Genomic DNA, 19,667 nt, shown 5'->3' with positions numbered 1-19,667 from the left:
AGAATTATACGCATCTAACCTGTGGTTTCCCGTGTCTCATGCCCGCTATTACCTCCGATCTGCCCGCCCTCGCCCAATCGATCAAAGACTGGGGCCGTGAGCTGGGCTTTCAACAAGTCGGCATCAGCGGCCTGGACCTGGCCGAGCATGAGCAGCACCTGCAACGCTGGCTCGACGCGGGCTACCACGGCGAGATGGAATACATGGGCGCCCACGGCAGCAAACGCTCGCACCCCGATGAACTGGTGCCGGGCACCTTGCGCGTAGTGTCGCTGCGCATGGATTATCTGCCAGGCAACACCCAAATGGCGCAACTGCTGGCAAAGCCGGAAAAAGCCTACATCTCGCGCTACGCCCTGGGCCGCGATTATCACAAGCTGATCCGCAAGCGCGTGCAGCAACTGGCCGACCGCATCCAGGCCCAAATCGGCCCGTTCGGCTTTCGCGCCTTTGTCGACAGCGCGCCAGTGCTGGAAAAAGCCATCGCCGAACAGGCCGGTCTCGGCTGGATCGGCAAAAACACGCTGGTACTCAATCGCAAGGCTGGCAGCTATTTCTTCCTGAGCGAACTGTTTGTCGATTTGCCGTTGCCGATAGATCCGCCCCACGCCACCGAACACTGCGGCCGCTGCACCGCCTGCCTGGATATCTGCCCCACTAATGCCTTCGTCGGCCCTTACGTGCTGGACGCCCGGCGCTGCATTTCCTACCTGACCATTGAACTCAAAAGCGCCATTCCCGAAGACTTGCGCCCGCTGATTGGCAACCGCGTGTTTGGCTGCGATGACTGTCAGATCGTTTGCCCGTGGAATCGTTTCGCCCGCCCTACCAGCGAAAGTGATTTCAAGCCACGGCATAACCTGGATAACGCAGAACTGGCCGAACTGTTTATGTGGGACGAGGATAAATTCCTCAGCAGCACCGAAGGTTCGCCGCTGCGCCGCGCCGGTTATGAGCGCTGGCTGCGCAACCTGGCGGTGGGCCTGGGTAATGCGCCGTCGAGCATTCCGGTACTGGAAGCCTTGAAGGCGCGCCGGGATTACCCGTCAGAACTGGTGCGCGAACATGTGGAATGGGCGCTGAATCAGCACGTCAGCCGTTAGTGCACGTCGTCGTTGTAGACAAACTTGGGCATTTCCCAGTGAAAACGGATCGCCAGCAGGCGCAGTAAAAAGCCGCTGAACAGGGTCAGCAGAATCGATTGCTCGCTTGGCAGCTCCAGATACAGGCAGAGCATGTAAAACCAGGCGGCGAGGAACGACACGCTGGCGTACAGCTCGCGGCGGAAGATCAGCGGGATGTCATTGCAGAAAATGTCGCGCAGGATGCCGCCGAAGACGCCGGTAATCACGCCGCTGACCGAAGCCACGAGCATGCCGTGGCCCATTTCCAGGGAGGTCATGCAACCGATCAGGGTGAAAGCCACCAAGCCCACGGCGTCCAGTGCCAGAAACAGCGAGCGCAAGTGGCGCATCAGCGGCGCGATAAAAATCGTCACCAGGGCCGCGATTGAGGTCAGCACCAGGTATTCCGGGTGTTTGACCCATGTCAGCGGGTAATGCCCCAGCAACACGTCGCGCACCGAACCACCGCCCAAAGCCGTGACGCAAGCGATCAGCACCACGCCAAACCAATCCATGCCACGCCGCCCGGCGGACAAGGCACCGGTCATGGCTTCGGCGGTAATGGCGATGAGGTAGAGCATCAAGAGCATGATGGCGATCCTTGCGATTAGGCCGGCAGTCTAATCATTTGGCGATGGCACCAAAAGGGGGCGCCTGGCGAAAGACCGAGTCGCGCGCATCGCAGGCAAGCCAGCTCCCACAGTTGAATGGGTTCACACATCAACGTGTGGGAGCTGGCTTGCCTGCGATGGCGTCAGAACAGACGCCGAGCCTTCAAGCCTTGATGAAATGCTTGCGGTAATGCTGCAGCTCGGCAATCGACTCGCGAATATCATCCAGCGCCAAATGCGTGCTGCCTTTATGGAAGCTGTCTTTGACTTCCGGCGCCCAGCGCGCGGCCAGCTCTTTCAAGGTGGACACGTCCAGGTTGCGGTAATGGAAGTAGCTTTCCAGACCTTTCATGTGCGTATAAAGGAAGCGACGGTCCTGGCAGATGCTGTTGCCGCAGATCGGCGACTTGCCCTTTGGCACCCACTGCTCCAGAAACGCGATGGTTTCGGCTTCGGCTTCGGCCATGCTGATGCGGCTGTCGCGCACGCGCTGGGTCAGGCCGGAGTTGCCGTGGGTGCGCGTGTTCCACTCGTCCATGGTGGCAAGCACCGCGTCGCTGTGGTGGATAGCGATCACCGGACCTTCGGCCAAGGTGTTGAGGTTGCTGTCGGTGACAATGGTCGCCATCTCGATGATAACGTCGCTGTCGGGGTTCAGACCGGTCATTTCCAGATCGATCCAAATCAGGTTCTGTGGGTTTTGCATGGCTCTATTCTCTTGGCACCTTGGCTTAGCTGCGCAGTTTAGCAGGCGGGGCGTGCTAGACTCGCGACCGTTTTACCTAACCTTTGCATTATCGACACGGAACACCAATGGCCAAACGCCAGCTCAATCGTCGCCAAAACTGGCGCATCGAAAAGATTCAGGGTGAGCGCGCTGCACGCGCCGCCAAACGTGAATCCTCCGCCGTGGAAGCGCTCGAGGGCGGCGACCTGGGCCCCGAACAAACCGGCCTGGTGATCGCGCACTTTGGTGTGCAGGTCGAAGTCGAGGCGCTGGAAGGCGAACTCGCCGGCTCGGTATCCCGTTGCCACTTGCGCGCCAACTTGCCTGCGCTGGTCACCGGCGACAAGGTCGTGTGGCGTGCCGGCAACCAGGGCATCGGCGTAATCGTCGCCCAGTTGCCGCGCACCACCGAACTGCGCCGCCCCGACAGCCGTGGCCAACTCAAGCCGGTGGCGGCCAACGTCGACATGATCGTGATCGTGTTCGCGCCGTTGCCCGAGCCCCATGCCAACCTGATCGACCGCTACCTGGTAGCCGCCGAACATGCCGGCATCCGCCCGCTGCTGCTGCTGAACAAATTCGACCTGATCGACGAACAGAACGCCCCGGCGCTCAACGCGTTACTGGCGGTCTACCGCACGCTGGGTTACCCGGTGCTGGAAGTGTCGGCGCATCACGGCAATGGCATGGAACAGCTGCAACAGCAGTTGGACGGGCGCATCAGCGTGTTTGTCGGCCAATCGGGCGTGGGTAAATCCTCGCTGGTCAACAGCCTGCTGCCGGAAGTCGACACCCGTGTCGGCCCGCTGTCGGAGCTGTCCGGCCAGGGCACGCACACCACCACCACCGCGCGGTTGTTCCACTTCCCCGGCGGCGGCGAACTGATCGACTCCCCGGGTATCCGCGAATTCGGCCTCGGCCACGTCAGCCGCAGCGATGTGGAAGCGGGCTTTATCGAGTTCAACGACCTGATCGGCACCTGCCGCTTCCGCGACTGCAAACACGACCGCGAGCCGGGCTGTGCGTTGCTCAAGGCGCTGGAAGACGGGCGCGTGCAGCAACAGCGCATGAACAGCTATCGCTCGATTATTGCGAGCTTGCCTGAGAGCAGTTACTGACAGTTGTGGCGAGCGGGCTTGTTGTGGCGAGCGGGCTTGCCCCGCGTTGGGCTGCGCAGCAGCCCTAATCCAATCACCGCATTTTTTCAGACAAAACGCGTTGTCAGGTTTTGGGGCTGCTTCGCAGCCCAACGCGGGGCAAGCCCGCTCGCCACAACAAGCCCGCTCGCCACACCTGCTCTGTGAGGATTACGGCGCAGGCGCCGTAGGATCTTTCACCCCACCCTCATCAAACAGGTTCAGCTTCTGCCGCAGCTCATGCGCCGGCAACGGTTCCTGCCCTGGCGGGATGGCGTTCGGGTCTACGGGCACTTCACCTGGCGCGCCCTCCGCCGGAGTCGGAGCTGGCACTGCGCCCTGATCACCTTCGATCGCACGCTGGGCCTTTTTGGTCAGCACCACGATATCGATGCGGCGGTTACTCGGGTTGAACGGGTCTTTTGCATCAAACAGCTGCGAGGATGCAAAACCCACCACGCGCGCCACTTGCGGGTCTGGGTAGCTGCCCGCGACTAACGCACGGCGAGCCGCGTTCGCACGGTTGGCCGACAGCTCCCAGTTACCGAAGTCGCCCTGGCCCGCATAGGGTTTGGCGTCGGTGTGGCCGCTGATGCTGATCTTGTTCGGCACCGCTTTGATGGTGTCGGCCATGGCCAGCAGGATGTCTTCGAAGTAGGGTTTCAGGCGCGCGCTGCCGGAGTCGAACATTGGCCGATTGGCCGCGTCGGTGATCTGGATGCGCAGGCCCTCAGGGGTGATTTCGAAGGAAATCTGGTCCTTGAATTTCAGCAGTTGCGGGTTTTCTTCGACCTTGGTCTGCAGCTCCTTGAGCAACAGTTCGAGGCGTTCCTGCTCAACCTGCTCGGCCATGCTCTCGACCTTTTCGCGCTCGATCGGAATGTTTTCCTGCGGCGATTCGGTCTTGACCTCCGGGTTGATGGTGCGCTCTGGCGCCAACTGCGGCGAGCCGCCCAGGTCGATCACAAAGGGCGTACCGCTTTCCGAAAAACCAATCGGGTCTTTGAAATAACCGGCGATGGCGATCTTCTGTTCCGGCGTGGCGGTAGACATCAGCCACAGCACCAGGAAGAACGCCATCATCGCCGTCGCAAAGTCGGCGAAGGCAATCTTCCAGGCGCCGCCATGGTGCCCCGCAGCGAAGCGCTTGACGCGCTTGATGATTATCGGCTGGTTGTTTTCCATGACTTAGCGACCGCGAACCGCTTGTTCCAGCTCGGCAAAACTTGGGCGATGCTTGGGGTACAACACTTTACGACCGAACTCCACCGCCAGCGACGGCGGCATGCCGGAGGCCGACGCCACCAGGCTGGCCTTGATCGATTCGTACAGATTGATTTCTTCCTTGGCATCGTGAGCCAGGCAGGTTGCCAGCGGACCGAAGAAACCGTAAGCCGCAAGAATACCGAAGAACGTACCCACCAGCGCCGCACCAACGTGCATACCAATAGCCGCCTGGTCGCCTTCGCCCAGGGAAGCCATGGTGACCACGATACCGAGTACCGCCGCGACGATACCAAAACCGGGCATGCCGTCGGCGATGCCGGTCACGGCGTGGGAAGGGTGTTCGAGTTCTTCCTTGAGGCTGAACAGTTCCATGTCGAACAGGCCTTCCAGCTCGTGGGGCGCCATATTGCCGGAGGACATGATGCGCAGGTAATCACAGATATAGGCGGTCATGCGCTCATCTTTGAGTACAGCCGGGTACTTGGCGAAAATCGGGCTGGCGGAGGCGTCTTCAATGTCGGCTTCGATGGCCATCATGCCTTCGCGGCGGCTCTTGTTGAGGATCTCGTAGACCAGCCCCAGCACTTCCAGATAAAAAGTGTGGGAAAAACGCGAACCGAACATGCCGATCGACTTCTTGATCACGTGCATGGTCATGTAGCCGGGGTTGGCTTGCAAAAATGCGCCAAACGCGGCGCCGCCGATAATCAGCACTTCGAAAGGCTGCACCAGCGCGGCAATTTTACCGTGGGACAGGACGTAGCCACCGAGCACGCTAGCGATGACGACGATGATGCCGATAATTTTAGCCATAGGGGATTTGTACTTGCGCCGTCGGGTTCATGGACATATTGGGTGCTGCTGAAAACTCTTGTTCTACTTATCGGCAAAACTGCGCCAGACTATAGCCCGTTAAGGCGAAAAGCCAATCCGGCCCGATCCGGGCGTGTTGAACGCAAGTGATGATCGCGCACCAATCATGGCCAATGAAACGATAGCTCCAAGTGCAAAACCCACCACCCTCGCCGCCTGGATCAAGTGCCTGGACGAGGTGCTGCTGCCTGTCCCACTGGCCAGCCACGAGCGCGTGTGCAAAGCCATTCGCGACAGCCGCAGCTCGCTGCGTGATATCGCCGAGCTGATGCAAAACAGCCCGGCGCTGGTGCTCAGCGTGATGCGCGAAGCCAACAGCCACACCCATGGCAGCATGGCGGAACCGGCGGAAAACCTCGAAGTGGCGCTCAACCGTCTCGGCCTCAAACGCGCCGAGGAGTTGCTCGCGCGCCTGCCCTCAGTGCCGGAAAAAGACATCCCCGTGGCCTTGCGCCAACTGTTGCTGGTAAGCCAGCACGCGTCGCAGCAAGCCAGCGGTTTGTTTGCCAGCCGCCTGGCGCGCTTGTGGCAAGACATCCACTGGGGCAGCCTGCTGTTTCTGTCGCCGCTATGGCCAATGGCCGTGGCCTATCCCAAGCTCCTGGAAGAATGGGAACTGCGGGTGATCCACAAAGGCCAGTCGGCGCGCCAGGTCGAGAAAGAATTGTTCGGCGTGCGCCTGCTCGACCTGTGCCTCGGCTTGACCGAAGCCTGGCACCTGCCGATCTGGGTGTCCCAGGGTTACACACTGTTGCTGACCGAACAGCGTTTGCTGGTCAAGGCGCTGCACATCGCCCGTGAAGACGACGCGCTGCGCCACCAGCAACTGCTCGACGCCGAACCCAACCTGCGCCGTTGGCTGAACCAGCCGGCGAACACCGTGTTGCTCGCCAACGGCCTGGCGATGTCGGCCCAGGAGTCCTGGGCCTGCCCGCACACAGAGCGCTGGCAGTACCTCACCGCGCTGTACCTGCAAGCGCCAATGGGCGACGTGCAGCAACAGGTTCACCAGCAAGCGGTGATCAGCGCCAGCACCACCTTGATGCCCGACCTGTGGCACCCAGCGTTGTCACTGATCTGGCCGTGGCATGTGCAAAAGGTCCATCGCGGCCTGTTGCCAGCGCCACCGCCTACCGCCGAATCGCTGGCCATCTGGCGCAAGCGCTGCACCGAGTTGCTGGTGGAGCCGAGCCGTTTTGCCAACGCCATGCACCTGACCACCTGCGCCAAGGAAGCCTTGGTCGCCAGTGGCATGCAGCGGGTGTTGCTGTTTATGGCTGACCGCGCCTTGAGCACCTTGCGCGCGCACCAAGCCGACGGCTTGCCCAAGGACGCCGCGAACCTGAGCCTGGACGTGGTCAACAGCACGCTGCTGCAACGGATGCTGGAAAAATCCGCCCAGGTGCGCCTGACGCCCGACAACCACGCGCAGTTCTCCGCGCTGTTGCCGCCGACCTTGCGTCGCCTGTTCACCGGCGAACACCTGCTGCTGCGGTCGATGAGCTGCAATGGCCGCGTGGTGATGGTGATGGTGGCTGACCAGGGCGGCGGGCCGTTCTCGGAAACCACCGTGCAGGCCTTCGGCAAAACCGCCCAATGCATCGAAAAGGCCCTGCACAGCTTTACCAACCGCAGCGCCTGATGCTTGCGCTACAATCGCCGTCTTTTATCGCCAACATTTGTGCCCAGGAGACCTCACATGCCTGACTTCTCTGGCTTGCCGCTGGTGATCGAATCCAGCGACCTGCTCGGTCAACTGGATGCCGAACACTTGATTCTGGTGGACCTCACCAGTGCCGCCCGCTACGCCGAAGGGCATATCCCCGGCGCGCATTTCGTTGACCCCAAGCGCACCCAACTGGGCCAGCCGCCGGCACCCGGCCTGCTGCCCCACAAGGCTGATCTGGAAAAACTCTTCGGCGAACTGGGCCACACCCCGGACGCAACTTACGTGGTCTACGACGACGAAGGTGGCGGCTGGGCCGGTCGGTTTATCTGGATGCTCGACGTGATCGGCCACCAGAAATACCACTACTTGGACGGCGGCTTGCTGGCGTGGCTGGAAGGCCAGCACCCGGTTTCCACCGAGGTGCCCGCCCCCGTTGGCGGCCCGGTCAGTCTGACCTTGCACGACGGCCCCACGGCCACCCGTGAATATCTGCAAAGCCGTCTTGGCGCTGCTGACCTGGGTATCTGGGACGCACGCGGCCCGCTGGAATATTCCGGCGAAAAAGTTCTCGCAGCCAAAGGCGGTCACATCCCCGGCGCGGTGAACTTCGAATGGACGGCCGGCATGGACAAGGCGCGCAACCTGCGCATTCGCCGCGACATGCCGCAGATTCTCGAAGACCTCGGGCTGACCCGCGACAAAGAAATCATCACCCACTGCCAGACTCACCACCGCTCTGGCTTCACCTACCTGGTGGCCAAGGCGCTCGGTTATCCGCGAGTCAAAGGTTATGCCGGTTCCTGGGGCGAATGGGGCAACCACCCCGACACCCCCGTTGAGATTTAAGGTTTAAGGACACTCCATGAAAAAGCAGTTGTTTATCCTCAGCCAGTACTTGCTGCCGCACCACTTGCTGTCGCGTTTGGCTGGCTGCATCGCCGAATGCCGCGTGCGCTGGTTCAAGAACGCCTTCACCAGCTGGTTTGCCAAACGCTATCAAGTCGACATGTCCCAGGCCCTGGTCGAAGACCTGACCGCCTACGAGCACTTCAACGCCTTCTTCACCCGCGCCCTCAAAGACGGCGCACGCCCACTGGACCAAACCCCAGGCGCGGTGCTGAGCCCGGCCGACGGCGCGATCAGCCAGCTTGGCCCGATCGAGCATGGCCGCGTGTTCCAGGCCAAGGGCCACAGTTTCAGCGTGCTGGAATTGTTGGGTGGTGACGCTGCCTTGTCCGCGCCCTTCATGGGCGGTGATTTCGCGACCGTTTACCTGTCGCCGAAGGACTACCACCGCGTGCACATGCCACTGGCCGGCACCCTGCGTGAGATGGTCTACATTCCAGGCCGCATTTTCTCGGTCAACCAGACCACCGCCGAAAACGTGCCTGAGCTGTTCGCACGTAACGAGCGCGTTGCCTGCATTTTCGACACCGAACGCGGCCCGATGGCGGTGGTGTTGGTGGGCGCGATGATTGTGGCGTCGATTGAAACCGTGTGGGCCGGGCTGGTAACGCCGCCGAAACGCGAACTGAAAACCTTCCGCTACGACGAAGCCGCACGTGCCCCGATTCACCTGGAAAAAGGTGCGGAGCTGGGTCGCTTTAAACTGGGTTCGACCGCCATCGTGCTGTTCGGGCCGGATCAAGTGAAGTGGGCTGAAGAGTTGGTGGCGGGTACGCCGGTGCAGATGGGTCAAGGCATGGCATTGCCAAAAGCCTGATTCAGAATAGATTTGCAGCTGGAACCCGATCAATGTGGGAGCTGGCTTGCCTGCGATGACAATGGTGAATCCAAAACCGCTATCGCAGGCAAGCCAGCTCCCACATTTTTTACCGCTTTTTTTTCAGTTACAGCTGACCATCGCGGTCGCGCAAGCCCAGCAGATACAGCACGCCATCCAACCCCAAGGTCGAAATCGCCTGCTTGGCCGACTGCTTAACCAGTGGCTTGGCACGGAACGCCACACCCAACCCGGCAATCGCCAGCATCGGCAAATCGTTCGCCCCGTCGCCGACCGCAATGGTCTGCTCCAGACGCAACCCTTCCTTGTGCGCCAACTCCCTCAGCAGGTCCGCCTTGCGCTGTGCGTCGACAATCGGCTCGACCGCGACGCCCGTAACCTTGCCATCCACCACTTCCAGCTCGTTGGCGAACACATAGTCGATGCCAAGCTTGGCCTGCAATTGCTTGGCGAAGTAGGTAAAACCGCCCGACAGAATCGCCGTCTTGTAACCCAGTCGCTTGAGTTCAGCGAACAGGGTTTCGGCGCCTTCGGTTAAGCGCAGCGACGCGCCGATGGAATCCAGCACGCTCACGTCCAAGCCTTTGAGCAGCGCCAGGCGCTCCTTGAAGCTGGCACGGAAATCCAGCTCGCCCGCCATGGCGCGCTCGGTGATTTCGGAAACTTGCTCGCCCACACCGGCGGCTTTGGCCAGTTCATCGATGACTTCGGCTTCGATCAGCGTCGAGTCCATGTCGAACACCGCCAGGCGGCGGTTACGGCGGAACAGCGAATCTTCCTGGAAGGCGATATCGACATTCAGCGCCTGGGCCACGCTCAGGAATTCGGCGCGCAGGGCTTGCGGATCAGCCGGTTCACCGCGCACGGAGAACTCGATGCAGCCCTTGCCTTTGTCGGCAGGCGTGTCCAATGGCATGCGACCCGACAGACGGTCAATATGGTCGATATTCAAACCGTACTGCGCGGTAATAGAGCTGACGCGTTGCAATTGTTCGGCGGTAACCTTGCGCGTCAGCAACGTCACGATGTGGCGTTTTTTGCCCTGCCCCTCTACCCAATGCTGATAATCGGCTTCGGAGACCGGGGTGAAACGCACCTGTTGATCCAGCTTGTACGCCGTAAACAGGATGTCTTTGAGGACCGAAGACGCCTGCTCGGTGCTCGGGATTTCCACCAGGATGCCGAACGACAACGTGTCGTGGATCACCGCCTGGCCGATGTCGAGAATGTTCACACCACCCTGCGCCAGAACACCGGTAATGGCGGCGGTAAGACCCGGGCGATCTTCGCCGGTGATGTTTATCAGGACAATTTCGCGCAAGGCGCACCCCCAGGCTGGAAAAAAACCGCATTCTACCCACTTTCAGTGACCATCGGGCACAGCCAGCGCTTTGCCGGTTCTAGGGCTGTCGCTATACTGCGCGTCAACTTCACGGACCAAGAGCCGAGCGCAAGTGAACCGGCCCACGCCAGTAAAAACCGATAACTTCTTCCTGCTGATCTTCCGGGCACTGCGCCACCGCCGTGTACCGATCGCATTACGCATCGCCAGCCATAACGTGATCCTGGTCGCTCTGGCCCTGGTGATCTACGCCTGTGTGATGGGTTTGCAGTTCAAACAGGCCATGCACGAGCAAGCCGACGCCCTGGGCGAGAGCTTGACGACCCAGACCGCCACCTCGGCGACTGAGTTGCTGGTGTCCAACGACATCCTGAGCCTCAACGTGCTGCTCAATAACCTGACCAAAAACCCGCTGGTGGCCCACGCGGCTATTTATAGCGTGGACAACCGGATCATGGCCGAAGCCGGGCAGCGCCCGAAAAACGGCCTGCTGGGCGAAGCCGAAGGTCTGTATCAGAGCAACATTACGTTTCAGGATGTGAAGGCTGGCCAACTGCGCATCAGCCTCGACATGCAGCAATTCCAGCAGCCGATGACCATCAGCCTGCAAAGCATGGGCATCTTGAGCGCGATCCTGTTGGCACTGGCGCTGGCTCTGAGCTTGCGCCTGGGTCGGCATATCTCAACGCCGCTGATGCAACTGCGCATCTGGCTGCGCGATATCGACGAAAACACCCCGGCCACGGATCGCCAGGATGAAATCGGCGACCTCGCCCGCCAGCTTCACGCAAGCTTCGCCCCGGAGCCGCTGGTGCCTGAGGTTGAACCCGAGCCTGAGTTCGACGACACCGATTACGACGACGAGCCGGCGTTTGAAACCCGCGACCTGCGTGAGCCAGGCTTTGACGAAGACGCCCCGGTGGCGGGCCTCAAGCCTGCGACACGCCAGGTGATCAAGGCTGAAGAAGGCGAACTGGATGACGAAGACCCGTTCGCCGACCTGCGCGACAATTCTGCCGCCGCCCCGGCCGCCGCACCCAAGCCAGTGCCGGTACCGGTGAAGAACACCGAACCTCAGCACAGCGCGGTACTGGCCGTGCAGTTGGGTGCACAGGACCAACTGCGCCGCCTGCCCCGCGCCCGTCTGACGGAATTGCTGGAGCGCTACCGTGATTGCCTTGACCAGGCCGCCTCGCTGTATCAGAGCGAGCTGCACACCCTGAACGATGGCAGCACGCTGATGCTGTTTCACAGCGAAGACAGCGGTGAGGATTACCTGACCAACGCCATCTGCTGCGGCGAGTTGCTGCGCGCCCTGGGCCATGCCCTGCAGATTGAAGTGGCCGACAGTGGCATCACCTTGCAGCTGCAACTGGGCCTGACGGTAGGTGACGATCTGTTTGGCATGAGCCAGATTGATCTGCTGCTCACTGAAATCGCCCAGGATGCACTGGCCTTGTCGCAACACAGCCGCAACCTGCTGCTGGTGGAGCGCAAGATCAGCGAAGATGCATTGATCCGTCAGCGTGCGCGTATCCGCCCGATCGCCAGCCCGGAAGGCGCGAGCTGTGTGGAGCGGTTGATGGAGCCGTATCCGTCGATGCTGGAACGCCAGTTGGCGCGGATGCACGAGACCCGCAGCAAAAACTGAAGTTCACCACCCCTTCCTGTGGGAGCGGGCTTGCCCGCGATAGCGGAGGATCAGTCGGCATATCATTGGCTGAACCACCGCCATCGCGGGCAAGCCCGCTCCCACATTGGTTTCACTGACTGCCTTAAATCGCATACAACAAAAAGGCCCGCTTACTCAGCGGGCCTTTTGTTTGTCTGCGATTCAGGTCAGAACCTGAACACTTCCATATCGGTACGAATCGGTGCGGCCATCGGCATCTTCGGCTTGCCCGGCGCTGCCGGTTTAGCTGCCGGAGCCTGCTTGCGCGGGGCCTCGGCGATTGGCGGCTGGTTGGCCAGTGGCTTGAGCGCCACCGACAACTGCTGCGCCAGATGCTGCAACAATACGCCCTGGGCCTGGACCTGGGACGCGGTGGAGCCGGTGTGTTCTTCCTGCAAATGCACGATGCGGTTATCCCGCACCTGGCCACGACGGTCGATCAAGCGCCACTGCGCATCGAGGATCGCCGGCTGCGAAGCACCCGAGTCGAGCCGGGTGATAGTCAGCAATACCTGCACATCCGGAGTAAAACCGGCTGGCGCAGGCGCAAGCACCACGCGCTGGCTGTCCAGATGACCCGCGACCTGGCGCAACATCAGCTGGTTGATGTCGGAGGACAAACTGCCCGCCCAACGACCGTCGGTAGAACCTTGCAGGCTGCCGTCGTTCTGGCGTTGCAGCAGGGTTTCGCGTTGCAGGTAGTCAGCAACCACTACCGGGCCAAGCAATACAGCCATACCAGCGGTTTGTGCTGGTTGAGCCGGACTTCCGCTGTCCAGCTGGTACAGCGACACCGGTTGGTGTGTGCTGCAACCCGTCAGCCCCAAAAGGCCAGCGAGCATCAAAAATAAAGGAAGGCGTGGAGCAGTCATCATCCCATCCAAGTGGCTGCCACAAGGCTAACCACAATGTAATACTAAAAAATAACCTAAATACGCTCGGCCACGCCGGCGCTGGAAAGGGCATATCATCCGTGAATATGCGTCATGACTCCAGCGCCAAAGCGTCGATCTACGCGTTAAATCGTAGATCAAGGGCTCTAATACGCCTTAAACCGGTGTTTCCACCAATAAAGCATCCACTCGCTGGAAGCCGCGTGGCAATTTGTTGCCCCGTCGCCCACGTTCACCCTTGTAATGCTCAAGGTCGTCAGGGCGCAGCGACAGCGTACGCTTGCCGGCTTGAAGCACCAGGGTAGAGCCTTCCGGGATCACTGCGATGTCGGTCACGTACTCTTCGCGACTGGCGACCCGCTCCCCTGGAATCCCGATAATCTTGTTGCCCTTGCCTTTGCCCAACTGCGGCAGGTCGCTGATCTTGAACACCAGCAAACGCCCTTCAGTGGTCACCGACGCCAGCCAGTTGCTTTCGCGGTCCTCTACGGTGCGCGGCAGAATCACCTTGGCGTTGTTCGGCAGGCTCAACAACGCCTTGCCCGCCTTGTTCTTGGCCTGCAAGTCTTCACCCTTGACCACGAACCCGTAACCCGCATCGGATGCGATCACGTACAGCGAATCATCGTCCGGCAGCAGCACGCACTCGAAATTCGCCCCAGGCGGCGGCGTCAGGCGCCCGGTCAGTGGCTCGCCCTGGCCGCGTGCCGATGGCAGGGTGTGGGCCGGCACCGAGTAACTGCGCCCGGTGGAGTCGATAAACACCGCAAACTGGTTGGAACGCCCGGCGGCCGCGGTTTTGAAGCCGTCGCCAGCCTTGTACGACAGGCCGGTAGCGTCGATATCATGCCCCTTGGCGGAACGAACCCAACCCTTTTCCGACAGAACGACGGTAATTTTCTCGTTAGGCAACAGCTCTGTTTCTGTCAGCGCTTTCGCTTCAGCACGCTGCACGATAGGCGAACGACGGTCGTCGCCATAGGTTTCGGCGTCTTTGATCAGCTCGCTGCGCACCAGCTTCTTGAGCTTGGCTTCGCTGCCCAGCAGCGCTTGCAGCTTGGCTTGTTCCTTGAGCAGCGCGTCTTGCTCGTCGCGCAGCTTCATTTCTTCAAGTCGCGCCAACTGACGCAAACGGGTGTCGAGGATGTAATCAGCCTGGATCTCGCTCAGCTCGAAACGCGCGATCAGCTCGGCTTTCGGGTGCTCGGCGGTGCGGATGATGTGAATCACTTCATCCAGGTTGAGGTAGGCAATCAGCAAGCCGTCCAACAGATGCAGGCGGCGCTCAACCTTGTCCAGACGGAACTGCAGGCGACGGCGCACGGTGTTGACCCGGAACTCCAGCCATTCCACCAGCAGGTTGCGCAGGTTTTTCAGCTGCGGCTTGCCGTCCAGGCCGATGATGTTGACGTTAACCCGGTAGCTTGACTCAAGCTCGGTGCTGGCAAACAGATGCTGCATCAGCACTTCGTGGTCGACCCGGCTGTTGGTCGGGATGATCACGATGCGGCAAGGGTTTTCGTGGTCGGACTCGTCACGCAGGTCAGCGACTTGCGGCAGTTTCGACGGCTTGGCCTGCATCAACGCGGCAATCTGCTCCAGTACTTTGGCGCCGGACACCTGGTGCGGCAGCGCGGTGACAATAATGTCGCCGTCTTCAATGTGGTACACGGCGCGCATGCGCACCGAGCCCTTGCCGGTTTCGTACATCTTCAACAGGTCGGCACGCGGCGTGATGATTTCCGCTTCGGTCGGATAATCCGGGCCCTGGATGTGCTCGCAGAGTTGCTCGACCGTGGCCTTTGGCTCGTCGAGCAAACGCACGCAGGCCGTGGCGACTTCGCGCAGGTTATGCGGTGGCACGTCGGTGGCCATCCCCACGGCGATGCCGGTGGTGCCATTGAGCAGGATATTCGGCAAACGTGCCGGCAACACCAGCGGTTCGTCGAGGGTACCGTCGAAGTTCGGGCCCCAATCAGCGGTGCCCTGCCCCAACTCGCTGAGCAGCACTTCGGAGTAACGCGACAGGCGCGCTTCGGTGTAACGCATGGCGGCAAAGGACTTGGGATCATCCGGCGCACCCCAGTTACCCTGGCCGTCCACCAGCGTGTAGCGGTAGCTGAACGGCTGGGCCATCAGCACCATGGCTTCATAGCACGCCGAGTCGCCGTGGGGGTGGAACTTGCCGAGCACGTCACCGACGGTACGCGCCGACTTCTTGTGCTTGGAATCAGCGTCCAGGCCCAACTCACTCATGGCGTAGATGATGCGCCGTTGCACGGGCTTCAGGCCGTCGCCGATATGCGGCAGGGCACGGTCCATGATCACGTACATGGAGTAGTTGAGGTAGGCATTTTCGGTGAAGTCAGCCAGCGACCGGCGTTCTACGCCATCTAAGCTGTCTGCGAGGATGTCACTCATGCGGGCCTCATCATTGTTTGGTCTGGCGCAACAGCAAAGTGCCGCTGCGCTGGGTAAATTCAAGTTGTTTCAGTGCACTCATGCCCAGCAATATCTGATCGCCGTCCAACCCCGGCGCCACCAGGGCGCGCACGTCCTGCAGGACGATGTCGCCCAGTTTCAGGCGATCGAGGTGCGTACGAAACCCCTGGCTCAGGCCATTGGCGGTACTCAAGGTGACCGGCATGCCGCGTTTAAGCCCAAGGCGATCGGCCAACTCGGCCGGAACCGCCACATCCGTGGCCCCGGTATCGAGCATAAACGTCACCGGCTGGCCGTTGATCTGGCCGCTGGCGACAAAATGCCCCTGTTTATTGCCGAGCAGTTTGACTTCGATGTAACCCTGGTGCCGCTCTGAGGCTACGACGGCATTCGGGTTTTCCTGTCGCGCTTCCCACTGCCCAAAAAACCGTGTCGCCAAAAACAGTCCGGCGCCCCACGCCACAAACATCAACACGCGTCCGGCGCGTTTACCGGGCTGTTGTGCACTCATGGATTGGCGCTCCAGCCACCCGCAGGGGCGGCGAACCGATAAACCACCGGGCGTTTTTCCCCATCGGCGCGCGGGCCAAAATTGTTGTCGATGCCCAGCCAGGCGCCATCGGCATCCAGCACCAGCGCTTCTGCCAGGCCGTAGGGCTGTGCGTAGCGGCGGTTGGGCGCCAGGGTCTCGTCGGCAAACGACCAGCACAGCTCGACTTTGGCGGTGACCGCATCGCGCCGACAAATCTGAAACGCATTGCGCTCCAGGGTAAACAGCTTGCCGTTGAACAGCGCCAGGTCGGCAAAGTCCTTGGACACCGCCTTGGCGTTGGTAAACTGCGCCGGCTGCACTTCCTGCCCGGCCTCGCTCAACAATACGCAGGGCCCGTCGCAGTCCCACAGGCTTTGCGGCCGCTTGATGGAGATCAATCCACGTCGCTCACGCTCGGCTGCCAACCAGATCTGATTGCCTTCCGGGTTTATCGCAAGGCCTTCAAACAACGCATTAAAGTGCAACAACATGCCACTCGCGCGGGCTTCACGGACCATGCTCGGGGCGATTTTCAGCCACTCTGGCGCGCCGGTCACCGGCACTTGCAGCACGGCCGCGTGGGCTTCACTGACCATGTAACGGTTGCCGGCGCCATCGCAGGTGATGCCTTCAAAATCGAGGTCGCCACCGCGAATGAACGAAGCGGCCTTGGTGCGCGAACGCAACCCCCAGGGCAACCCGGATTCGGGCACCGGCGGCACATCGATTTTCACTGCTTCGGCCTGCCAGGTCGGCGCGCTGATATCCAGGCGATAAATCTGATCGTCATCGCGATCGGAAACCGTCCACAAGTCTTTGCCACACAGGGCCAGGCCCGACAGGTTACCGCCGCGCATGCCGTCCACCGGGTGTTCCGACACAAGTGTGAGCTCAGTCACGGGCGCGGCAACCACGTGAGTGGCCGCCAACCCGCTTAACATCAGGATCGCCAGGGCGAAGCCTGTGCGCATCAGCCCAGCACCTCCGCCAGATTGCCTTTGGATTCCAGCCAGGACTTGCGGTCCGGCGCGCGCTTCTTCGCCAGCAACATGTCCATCATTTCCGAGGTGGCGGCGTAGTCTTCCAGGGTCAACTGCACCAAGCGCCGCGTATTCGGGTCCATGGTGGTTTCGCGCAGTTGCGGCGGGTTCATCTCACCCAGGCCTTTGAATCGTGTGACCTGTGGCTTGCCGCGTTTCTTCTCGGCCACCAGACGGTCGAGAATGCCATCGCGCTCGGCTTCGTCCAGGGCGTAGAAAATCTCTTTGCCCAGGTCGATGCGGTACAGCGGCGGCATGGCAACGTAGACGTGACCGGCATCCACCAGCGGGCGGAAGTGCTGCACGAACAGTGCGCAGAGCAAGGTTGCAATGTGCAGACCGTCGGAGTCGGCGTCGGCGAGGATGCAGATCTTGCCGTAGCGCAGTTGGGCGATATCCGCCGAACCCGGATCGACACCGATGGCCACGGCGATGTTGTGCACTTCCTGGCTGGCGAGCACTTCGCTGCCATCAACTTCCCAGGTATTGAGGATCTTGCCGCGCAACGGCAGGATCGCCTGGAATTCCTTGTCCCGCGCTTGCTTGGCGGAACCGCCGGCGGAGTCACCTTCCACCAGGAACAGTTCGGAACGCATCGGGTCTTGCCCGGCGCAGTCGGCCAGCTTGCCTGGCAATGCCGGGCCCTGGGTGATGCGCTTGCGCTCAACCTTTTTGCTGGCTTTCAAGCGACGACCGGCGTTGTTGATCGCCAGTTCCGCCAGGGCCAGGCCCAGTTCCGGGTGCTCGTTGAGCCACAGGCTGAACGCATCCTTGACCACACCGGAGACAAACGCCGCCGCTTCGCGAGACGACAGACGCTCTTTGGTCTGGCCGGAAAATTGCGGCTCCTGCATCTTCATCGACAGCACGAACGCGATGCGCTCCCATACGTCTTCCGGCGCCAGCTTCACGCCGCGCGGCAACAGGCTGCGGTATTCGCAGAACTCGCGCATGGCGTCCAGCAAACCCTGGCGCAAACCGTTGACGTGGGTGCCGCCTTGAGCAGTGGGGATCAGGTTGACGTAGCTTTCCTGCACGCTGTCGCCACCTTCGGGCAGCCACAGCAACGCCCAATCCACGGCTTCCTTGTTGCCGGCCAGGCTGCCGCAGAACGGCTCGTTGGGCAGGCGCTCGAAGTCGCTGACGGAGTCTTCCAGGTAAGAGCGCAGGCCGTCTTCGTAATGCCACTCGACCTTTTCATTGGTGCCTTTGTCTTCAAAGGTCACCAGCAGGCCCGGGCACAACACGGCCTTGGCCTTGAGCACGTGCTTGAGGCGGCTGATGGAGAATTTCGGCGAATCGAAGTATTTCGGGTCCGGCGCGAAGTACACGCTGGTGCCGGTATTGCGCTTGCCAACGGTGCCGATCACTTGCAGATCGGTGGCTTTATAGCCATCGGCAAACGTCATCTCGTACTCGTTGCCGTCGCGCTTGACCTTGACCCGCACGTGGTTGGACAAGGCGTTGACCACGGAAATACCCACGCCGTGCAAGCCACCGGAGAACTGGTAGTTCTTGTTGGAGAACTTGCCACCCGCATGGAGCTTGGTGAGGATCAGCTCGACGCCTGACACACCCTCTTCCGGGTGAATGTCCACCGGCATGCCGCGGCCATCGTCGGACACTTCCAAAGAGTGGTCGGCGTGAAGGATGACATGCACCGACTTGGCGTGACCGGCCAAGGCTTCGTCGACGCTGTTGTCGATGACTTCCTGGGCAAGGTGGTTCGGCCGGCTGGTGTCGGTGTACATGCCGGGGCGTTTGCGCACCGGGTCGAGGCCCGAGAGGACTTCGATGGCGTCGGCGTTATAAGAGCTAGCGCTGGGAGTGGCCATGGGGTCTCGTCGTGAGTCGTTCGATTAAAAAGTGACCTTCAATTTTTCTACAGTGAAGAAAAATCGAAGGATTGATACTGATCCGGGCCAATACCGGCAAAACTCAACAGCGCGGGTAACTGCCGGGCGAACCCTTGGTAACCATGGTCGCCGCCGGCCTGGATGCGCAAGGCACAGGCTCGGTAATACTGCTGGGCGAGGCGATAATCCAGTGTTTCATCGCCGGTCTGCAACCACACTTGGTAACGCGCTGCGTCCTGGGGCGCCGGGACCTCCAGCTCGGCCAGCGCCGTGACGTGGTCGTGGGTCAGTTCCCAGGTTTCGCCGGTGTAGAGGTTCTTCTGGGTGCCCAGGTAACCGTCGAACATCCGGTGAGGGCTGACCGCCGGGTTGACCAGCAGCGCCTTGAGGCCATGGCGTTCGGCAAGATGGGTTGCATAGTAGCCGCCGAGTGAGCTTCCGACCAGCAGCGGCCGACCGAGCTGCGCAATGGCCTCCTCCAACTGGGGAATGGCCTGACGCGGATGGTGATGCAGGGCCGGCACGCGCAATTGGTCGGATAGGCCGAGGGTGTCCATCACGGTGATCAACTGGCTCGCCTTGTTCGAGACGGGGGCGCTGTTGAAACCGTGGATATACAGAATGGATGCGGACATTCCGGGTCCTCCGTGCTTCAGCCAAAGAGGCGCAGTTTACAGGGATCGAGAGCCTGTGTGATGACCTCAATCCAAAGGACACAGAAGAACCCTGTGGGAGCGGGGGTGGGGGGCGGTGGGGGGGGGGGGGCACGCAAAAGTGGT

The 19,667-nt window shown here is 61.1% G+C and carries 17 protein-coding genes; 6 read left to right on the top strand and 11 right to left on the bottom strand.

What is annotated here, in order from left to right; translation table 11 throughout:
• Positions 1-38: 38 nt before the first annotated feature.
• The gene (queG, locus tag ACP7A2_RS23380; protein ID WP_426136145.1) at positions 39-1,103 is read left to right on the top strand and encodes a tRNA epoxyqueuosine(34) reductase QueG; all 1,065 of its coding nucleotides are present in this window, start codon (positions 39-41) and stop codon (positions 1,101-1,103) included.
• On the opposite strand, the gene ACP7A2_RS23375 is transcribed toward queG, so the two are convergent.
• Both ACP7A2_RS23375 and orn read right to left on the bottom strand, forming a co-directional pair.
• Complete coding sequence (locus ACP7A2_RS23375) at positions 1,100-1,717, bottom strand: trimeric intracellular cation channel family protein (protein ID WP_426136158.1); 618 nt, start codon at positions 1,715-1,717, stop codon at positions 1,100-1,102. The genes queG and ACP7A2_RS23375 overlap by 4 nt on opposite strands.
• 181 nt (positions 1,718-1,898) lie before the next feature.
• A complete protein-coding gene (gene orn / locus ACP7A2_RS23370) occupies positions 1,899-2,441 on the bottom strand; it encodes an oligoribonuclease (protein ID WP_375069482.1) in 543 nt (180 codons plus the stop codon).
• A 107-nt stretch (positions 2,442-2,548) separates the two neighbouring features.
• On the opposite strand from orn, the gene rsgA reads away from it, so the two are divergent.
• Complete coding sequence (gene rsgA / locus ACP7A2_RS23365; RefSeq protein ID WP_003171340.1) at positions 2,549-3,580, top strand: small ribosomal subunit biogenesis GTPase RsgA; 1,032 nt, start codon at positions 2,549-2,551, stop codon at positions 3,578-3,580.
• 189 nt (positions 3,581-3,769) lie between these two features.
• Here rsgA and motB read toward each other — a convergent pair whose 3' ends face one another.
• Positions 3,770-4,783, bottom strand: coding sequence for a flagellar motor protein MotB (gene motB / locus ACP7A2_RS23360; RefSeq protein ID WP_426136144.1), 1,014 nt, complete (start codon positions 4,781-4,783; stop codon positions 3,770-3,772).
• Positions 4,784-4,786: 3 nt separating this feature from the next.
• Entirely contained in the window at positions 4,787-5,638 is an 852-nt protein-coding gene (gene motA / locus ACP7A2_RS23355; RefSeq protein ID WP_426136143.1) for a flagellar motor stator protein MotA, read from the bottom strand.
• A gap of 166 nt (positions 5,639-5,804) precedes the next feature.
• On the opposite strand from motA, the gene ACP7A2_RS23350 reads away from it, so the two are divergent.
• From ACP7A2_RS23350 to asd, 3 genes are read left to right on the top strand one after another with little or no spacing between them, the layout of a single operon-like run.
• Complete coding sequence (locus ACP7A2_RS23350) at positions 5,805-7,340, top strand: HDOD domain-containing protein (RefSeq protein ID WP_426136142.1); 1,536 nt, start codon at positions 5,805-5,807, stop codon at positions 7,338-7,340.
• Between the two features lie 57 nt (positions 7,341-7,397).
• The gene (locus ACP7A2_RS23345) at positions 7,398-8,213 is read left to right on the top strand and encodes a rhodanese-like domain-containing protein (protein ID WP_426136141.1); all 816 of its coding nucleotides are present in this window, start codon (positions 7,398-7,400) and stop codon (positions 8,211-8,213) included.
• A 16-nt stretch (positions 8,214-8,229) separates the two neighbouring features.
• On the top strand, positions 8,230-9,090 hold the full coding sequence (gene asd / locus ACP7A2_RS23340; RefSeq protein WP_426136140.1) for an archaetidylserine decarboxylase: 861 nt from the start codon (positions 8,230-8,232) through the stop codon (positions 9,088-9,090).
• Between the two features lie 127 nt (positions 9,091-9,217).
• On the opposite strand, the gene serB is transcribed toward asd, so the two are convergent.
• On the bottom strand, positions 9,218-10,432 hold the full coding sequence (gene serB, locus ACP7A2_RS23335; RefSeq protein ID WP_426136139.1) for a phosphoserine phosphatase SerB: 1,215 nt from the start codon (positions 10,430-10,432) through the stop codon (positions 9,218-9,220).
• A 133-nt stretch (positions 10,433-10,565) separates the two neighbouring features.
• Between serB and ACP7A2_RS23330 the strand changes: the two genes are divergently transcribed.
• The gene (locus tag ACP7A2_RS23330; protein WP_426136138.1) at positions 10,566-12,104 is read left to right on the top strand and encodes an AhpA/YtjB family protein; all 1,539 of its coding nucleotides are present in this window, start codon (positions 10,566-10,568) and stop codon (positions 12,102-12,104) included.
• Positions 12,105-12,292: 188 nt separating this feature from the next.
• Here the strand turns inward: ACP7A2_RS23330 and ACP7A2_RS23325 are convergent, their stop codons facing one another.
• The 6 genes from ACP7A2_RS23325 to ACP7A2_RS23300 all read right to left on the bottom strand — a co-directional run bounded on the left by ACP7A2_RS23325 (position 12,293) and on the right by ACP7A2_RS23300 (position 19,523).
• The gene (locus ACP7A2_RS23325) at positions 12,293-12,997 is read right to left on the bottom strand and encodes a PqiC family protein (protein ID WP_426136137.1); all 705 of its coding nucleotides are present in this window, start codon (positions 12,995-12,997) and stop codon (positions 12,293-12,295) included.
• A gap of 177 nt (positions 12,998-13,174) precedes the next feature.
• Entirely contained in the window at positions 13,175-15,439 is a 2,265-nt protein-coding gene (gene parC, locus ACP7A2_RS23320; protein ID WP_375069470.1) for a DNA topoisomerase IV subunit A, read from the bottom strand.
• Between the two features lie 10 nt (positions 15,440-15,449).
• On the bottom strand, positions 15,450-15,971 hold the full coding sequence (locus ACP7A2_RS23315; protein ID WP_426136136.1) for a retropepsin-like aspartic protease family protein: 522 nt from the start codon (positions 15,969-15,971) through the stop codon (positions 15,450-15,452).
• A complete protein-coding gene (locus ACP7A2_RS23310; protein WP_426136135.1) occupies positions 15,968-16,963 on the bottom strand; it encodes an esterase-like activity of phytase family protein in 996 nt (331 codons plus the stop codon). Before ACP7A2_RS23310 ends, ACP7A2_RS23315 begins: the two co-directional genes overlap by 4 nt.
• Entirely contained in the window at positions 16,963-18,867 is a 1,905-nt protein-coding gene (gene parE / locus ACP7A2_RS23305; RefSeq protein WP_375069465.1) for a DNA topoisomerase IV subunit B, read from the bottom strand. The genes ACP7A2_RS23310 and parE overlap by 1 nt, the downstream gene beginning before the upstream one ends.
• A 47-nt stretch (positions 18,868-18,914) precedes the next feature.
• Positions 18,915-19,523 (bottom strand): YqiA/YcfP family alpha/beta fold hydrolase, encoded by a 609-nt coding sequence (locus tag ACP7A2_RS23300; RefSeq protein ID WP_426136133.1) that lies wholly within the window; start codon positions 19,521-19,523, stop codon positions 18,915-18,917.
• Positions 19,524-19,667: the final 144 nt, after the last annotated feature.

Source organism: Pseudomonas sp. PWP3-1b2 (genome assembly GCF_049896045.1).
GTDB classification, from domain to species: domain Bacteria; phylum Pseudomonadota; class Gammaproteobacteria; order Pseudomonadales; family Pseudomonadaceae; genus Aquipseudomonas; species Aquipseudomonas antarctica_B.
Note: the sequence above shows the minus strand (reverse complement) of the source record. Positions and strands in the feature narration are given on the sequence as shown.

Coding starts and splice junctions, on each gene's coding strand:
- queG (WP_426136145.1), top strand. CDS start 39: ATGCCCGCTATTACCTCCGATCTGCCCGCCCTCGCCCAATCGATCAAA.
- orn (WP_375069482.1), bottom strand. CDS start 2,441: ATGCAAAACCCACAGAACCTGATTTGGATCGATCTGGAAATGACCGGT.
- rsgA (WP_003171340.1), top strand. CDS start 2,549: ATGGCCAAACGCCAGCTCAATCGTCGCCAAAACTGGCGCATCGAAAAG.
- motB (WP_426136144.1), bottom strand. CDS start 4,783: ATGGAAAACAACCAGCCGATAATCATCAAGCGCGTCAAGCGCTTCGCT.
- motA (WP_426136143.1), bottom strand. CDS start 5,638: ATGGCTAAAATTATCGGCATCATCGTCGTCATCGCTAGCGTGCTCGGT.
- ACP7A2_RS23350 (WP_426136142.1), top strand. CDS start 5,805: ATGGCCAATGAAACGATAGCTCCAAGTGCAAAACCCACCACCCTCGCC.
- ACP7A2_RS23345 (WP_426136141.1), top strand. CDS start 7,398: ATGCCTGACTTCTCTGGCTTGCCGCTGGTGATCGAATCCAGCGACCTG.
- asd (WP_426136140.1), top strand. CDS start 8,230: ATGAAAAAGCAGTTGTTTATCCTCAGCCAGTACTTGCTGCCGCACCAC.
- ACP7A2_RS23325 (WP_426136137.1), bottom strand. CDS start 12,997: ATGACTGCTCCACGCCTTCCTTTATTTTTGATGCTCGCTGGCCTTTTG.
- parC (WP_375069470.1), bottom strand. CDS start 15,439: ATGAGTGACATCCTCGCAGACAGCTTAGATGGCGTAGAACGCCGGTCG.
- ACP7A2_RS23315 (WP_426136136.1), bottom strand. CDS start 15,971: ATGAGTGCACAACAGCCCGGTAAACGCGCCGGACGCGTGTTGATGTTT.
- ACP7A2_RS23310 (WP_426136135.1), bottom strand. CDS start 16,963: ATGCGCACAGGCTTCGCCCTGGCGATCCTGATGTTAAGCGGGTTGGCG.
- parE (WP_375069465.1), bottom strand. CDS start 18,867: ATGGCCACTCCCAGCGCTAGCTCTTATAACGCCGACGCCATCGAAGTC.
- ACP7A2_RS23300 (WP_426136133.1), bottom strand. CDS start 19,523: ATGTCCGCATCCATTCTGTATATCCACGGTTTCAACAGCGCCCCCGTC.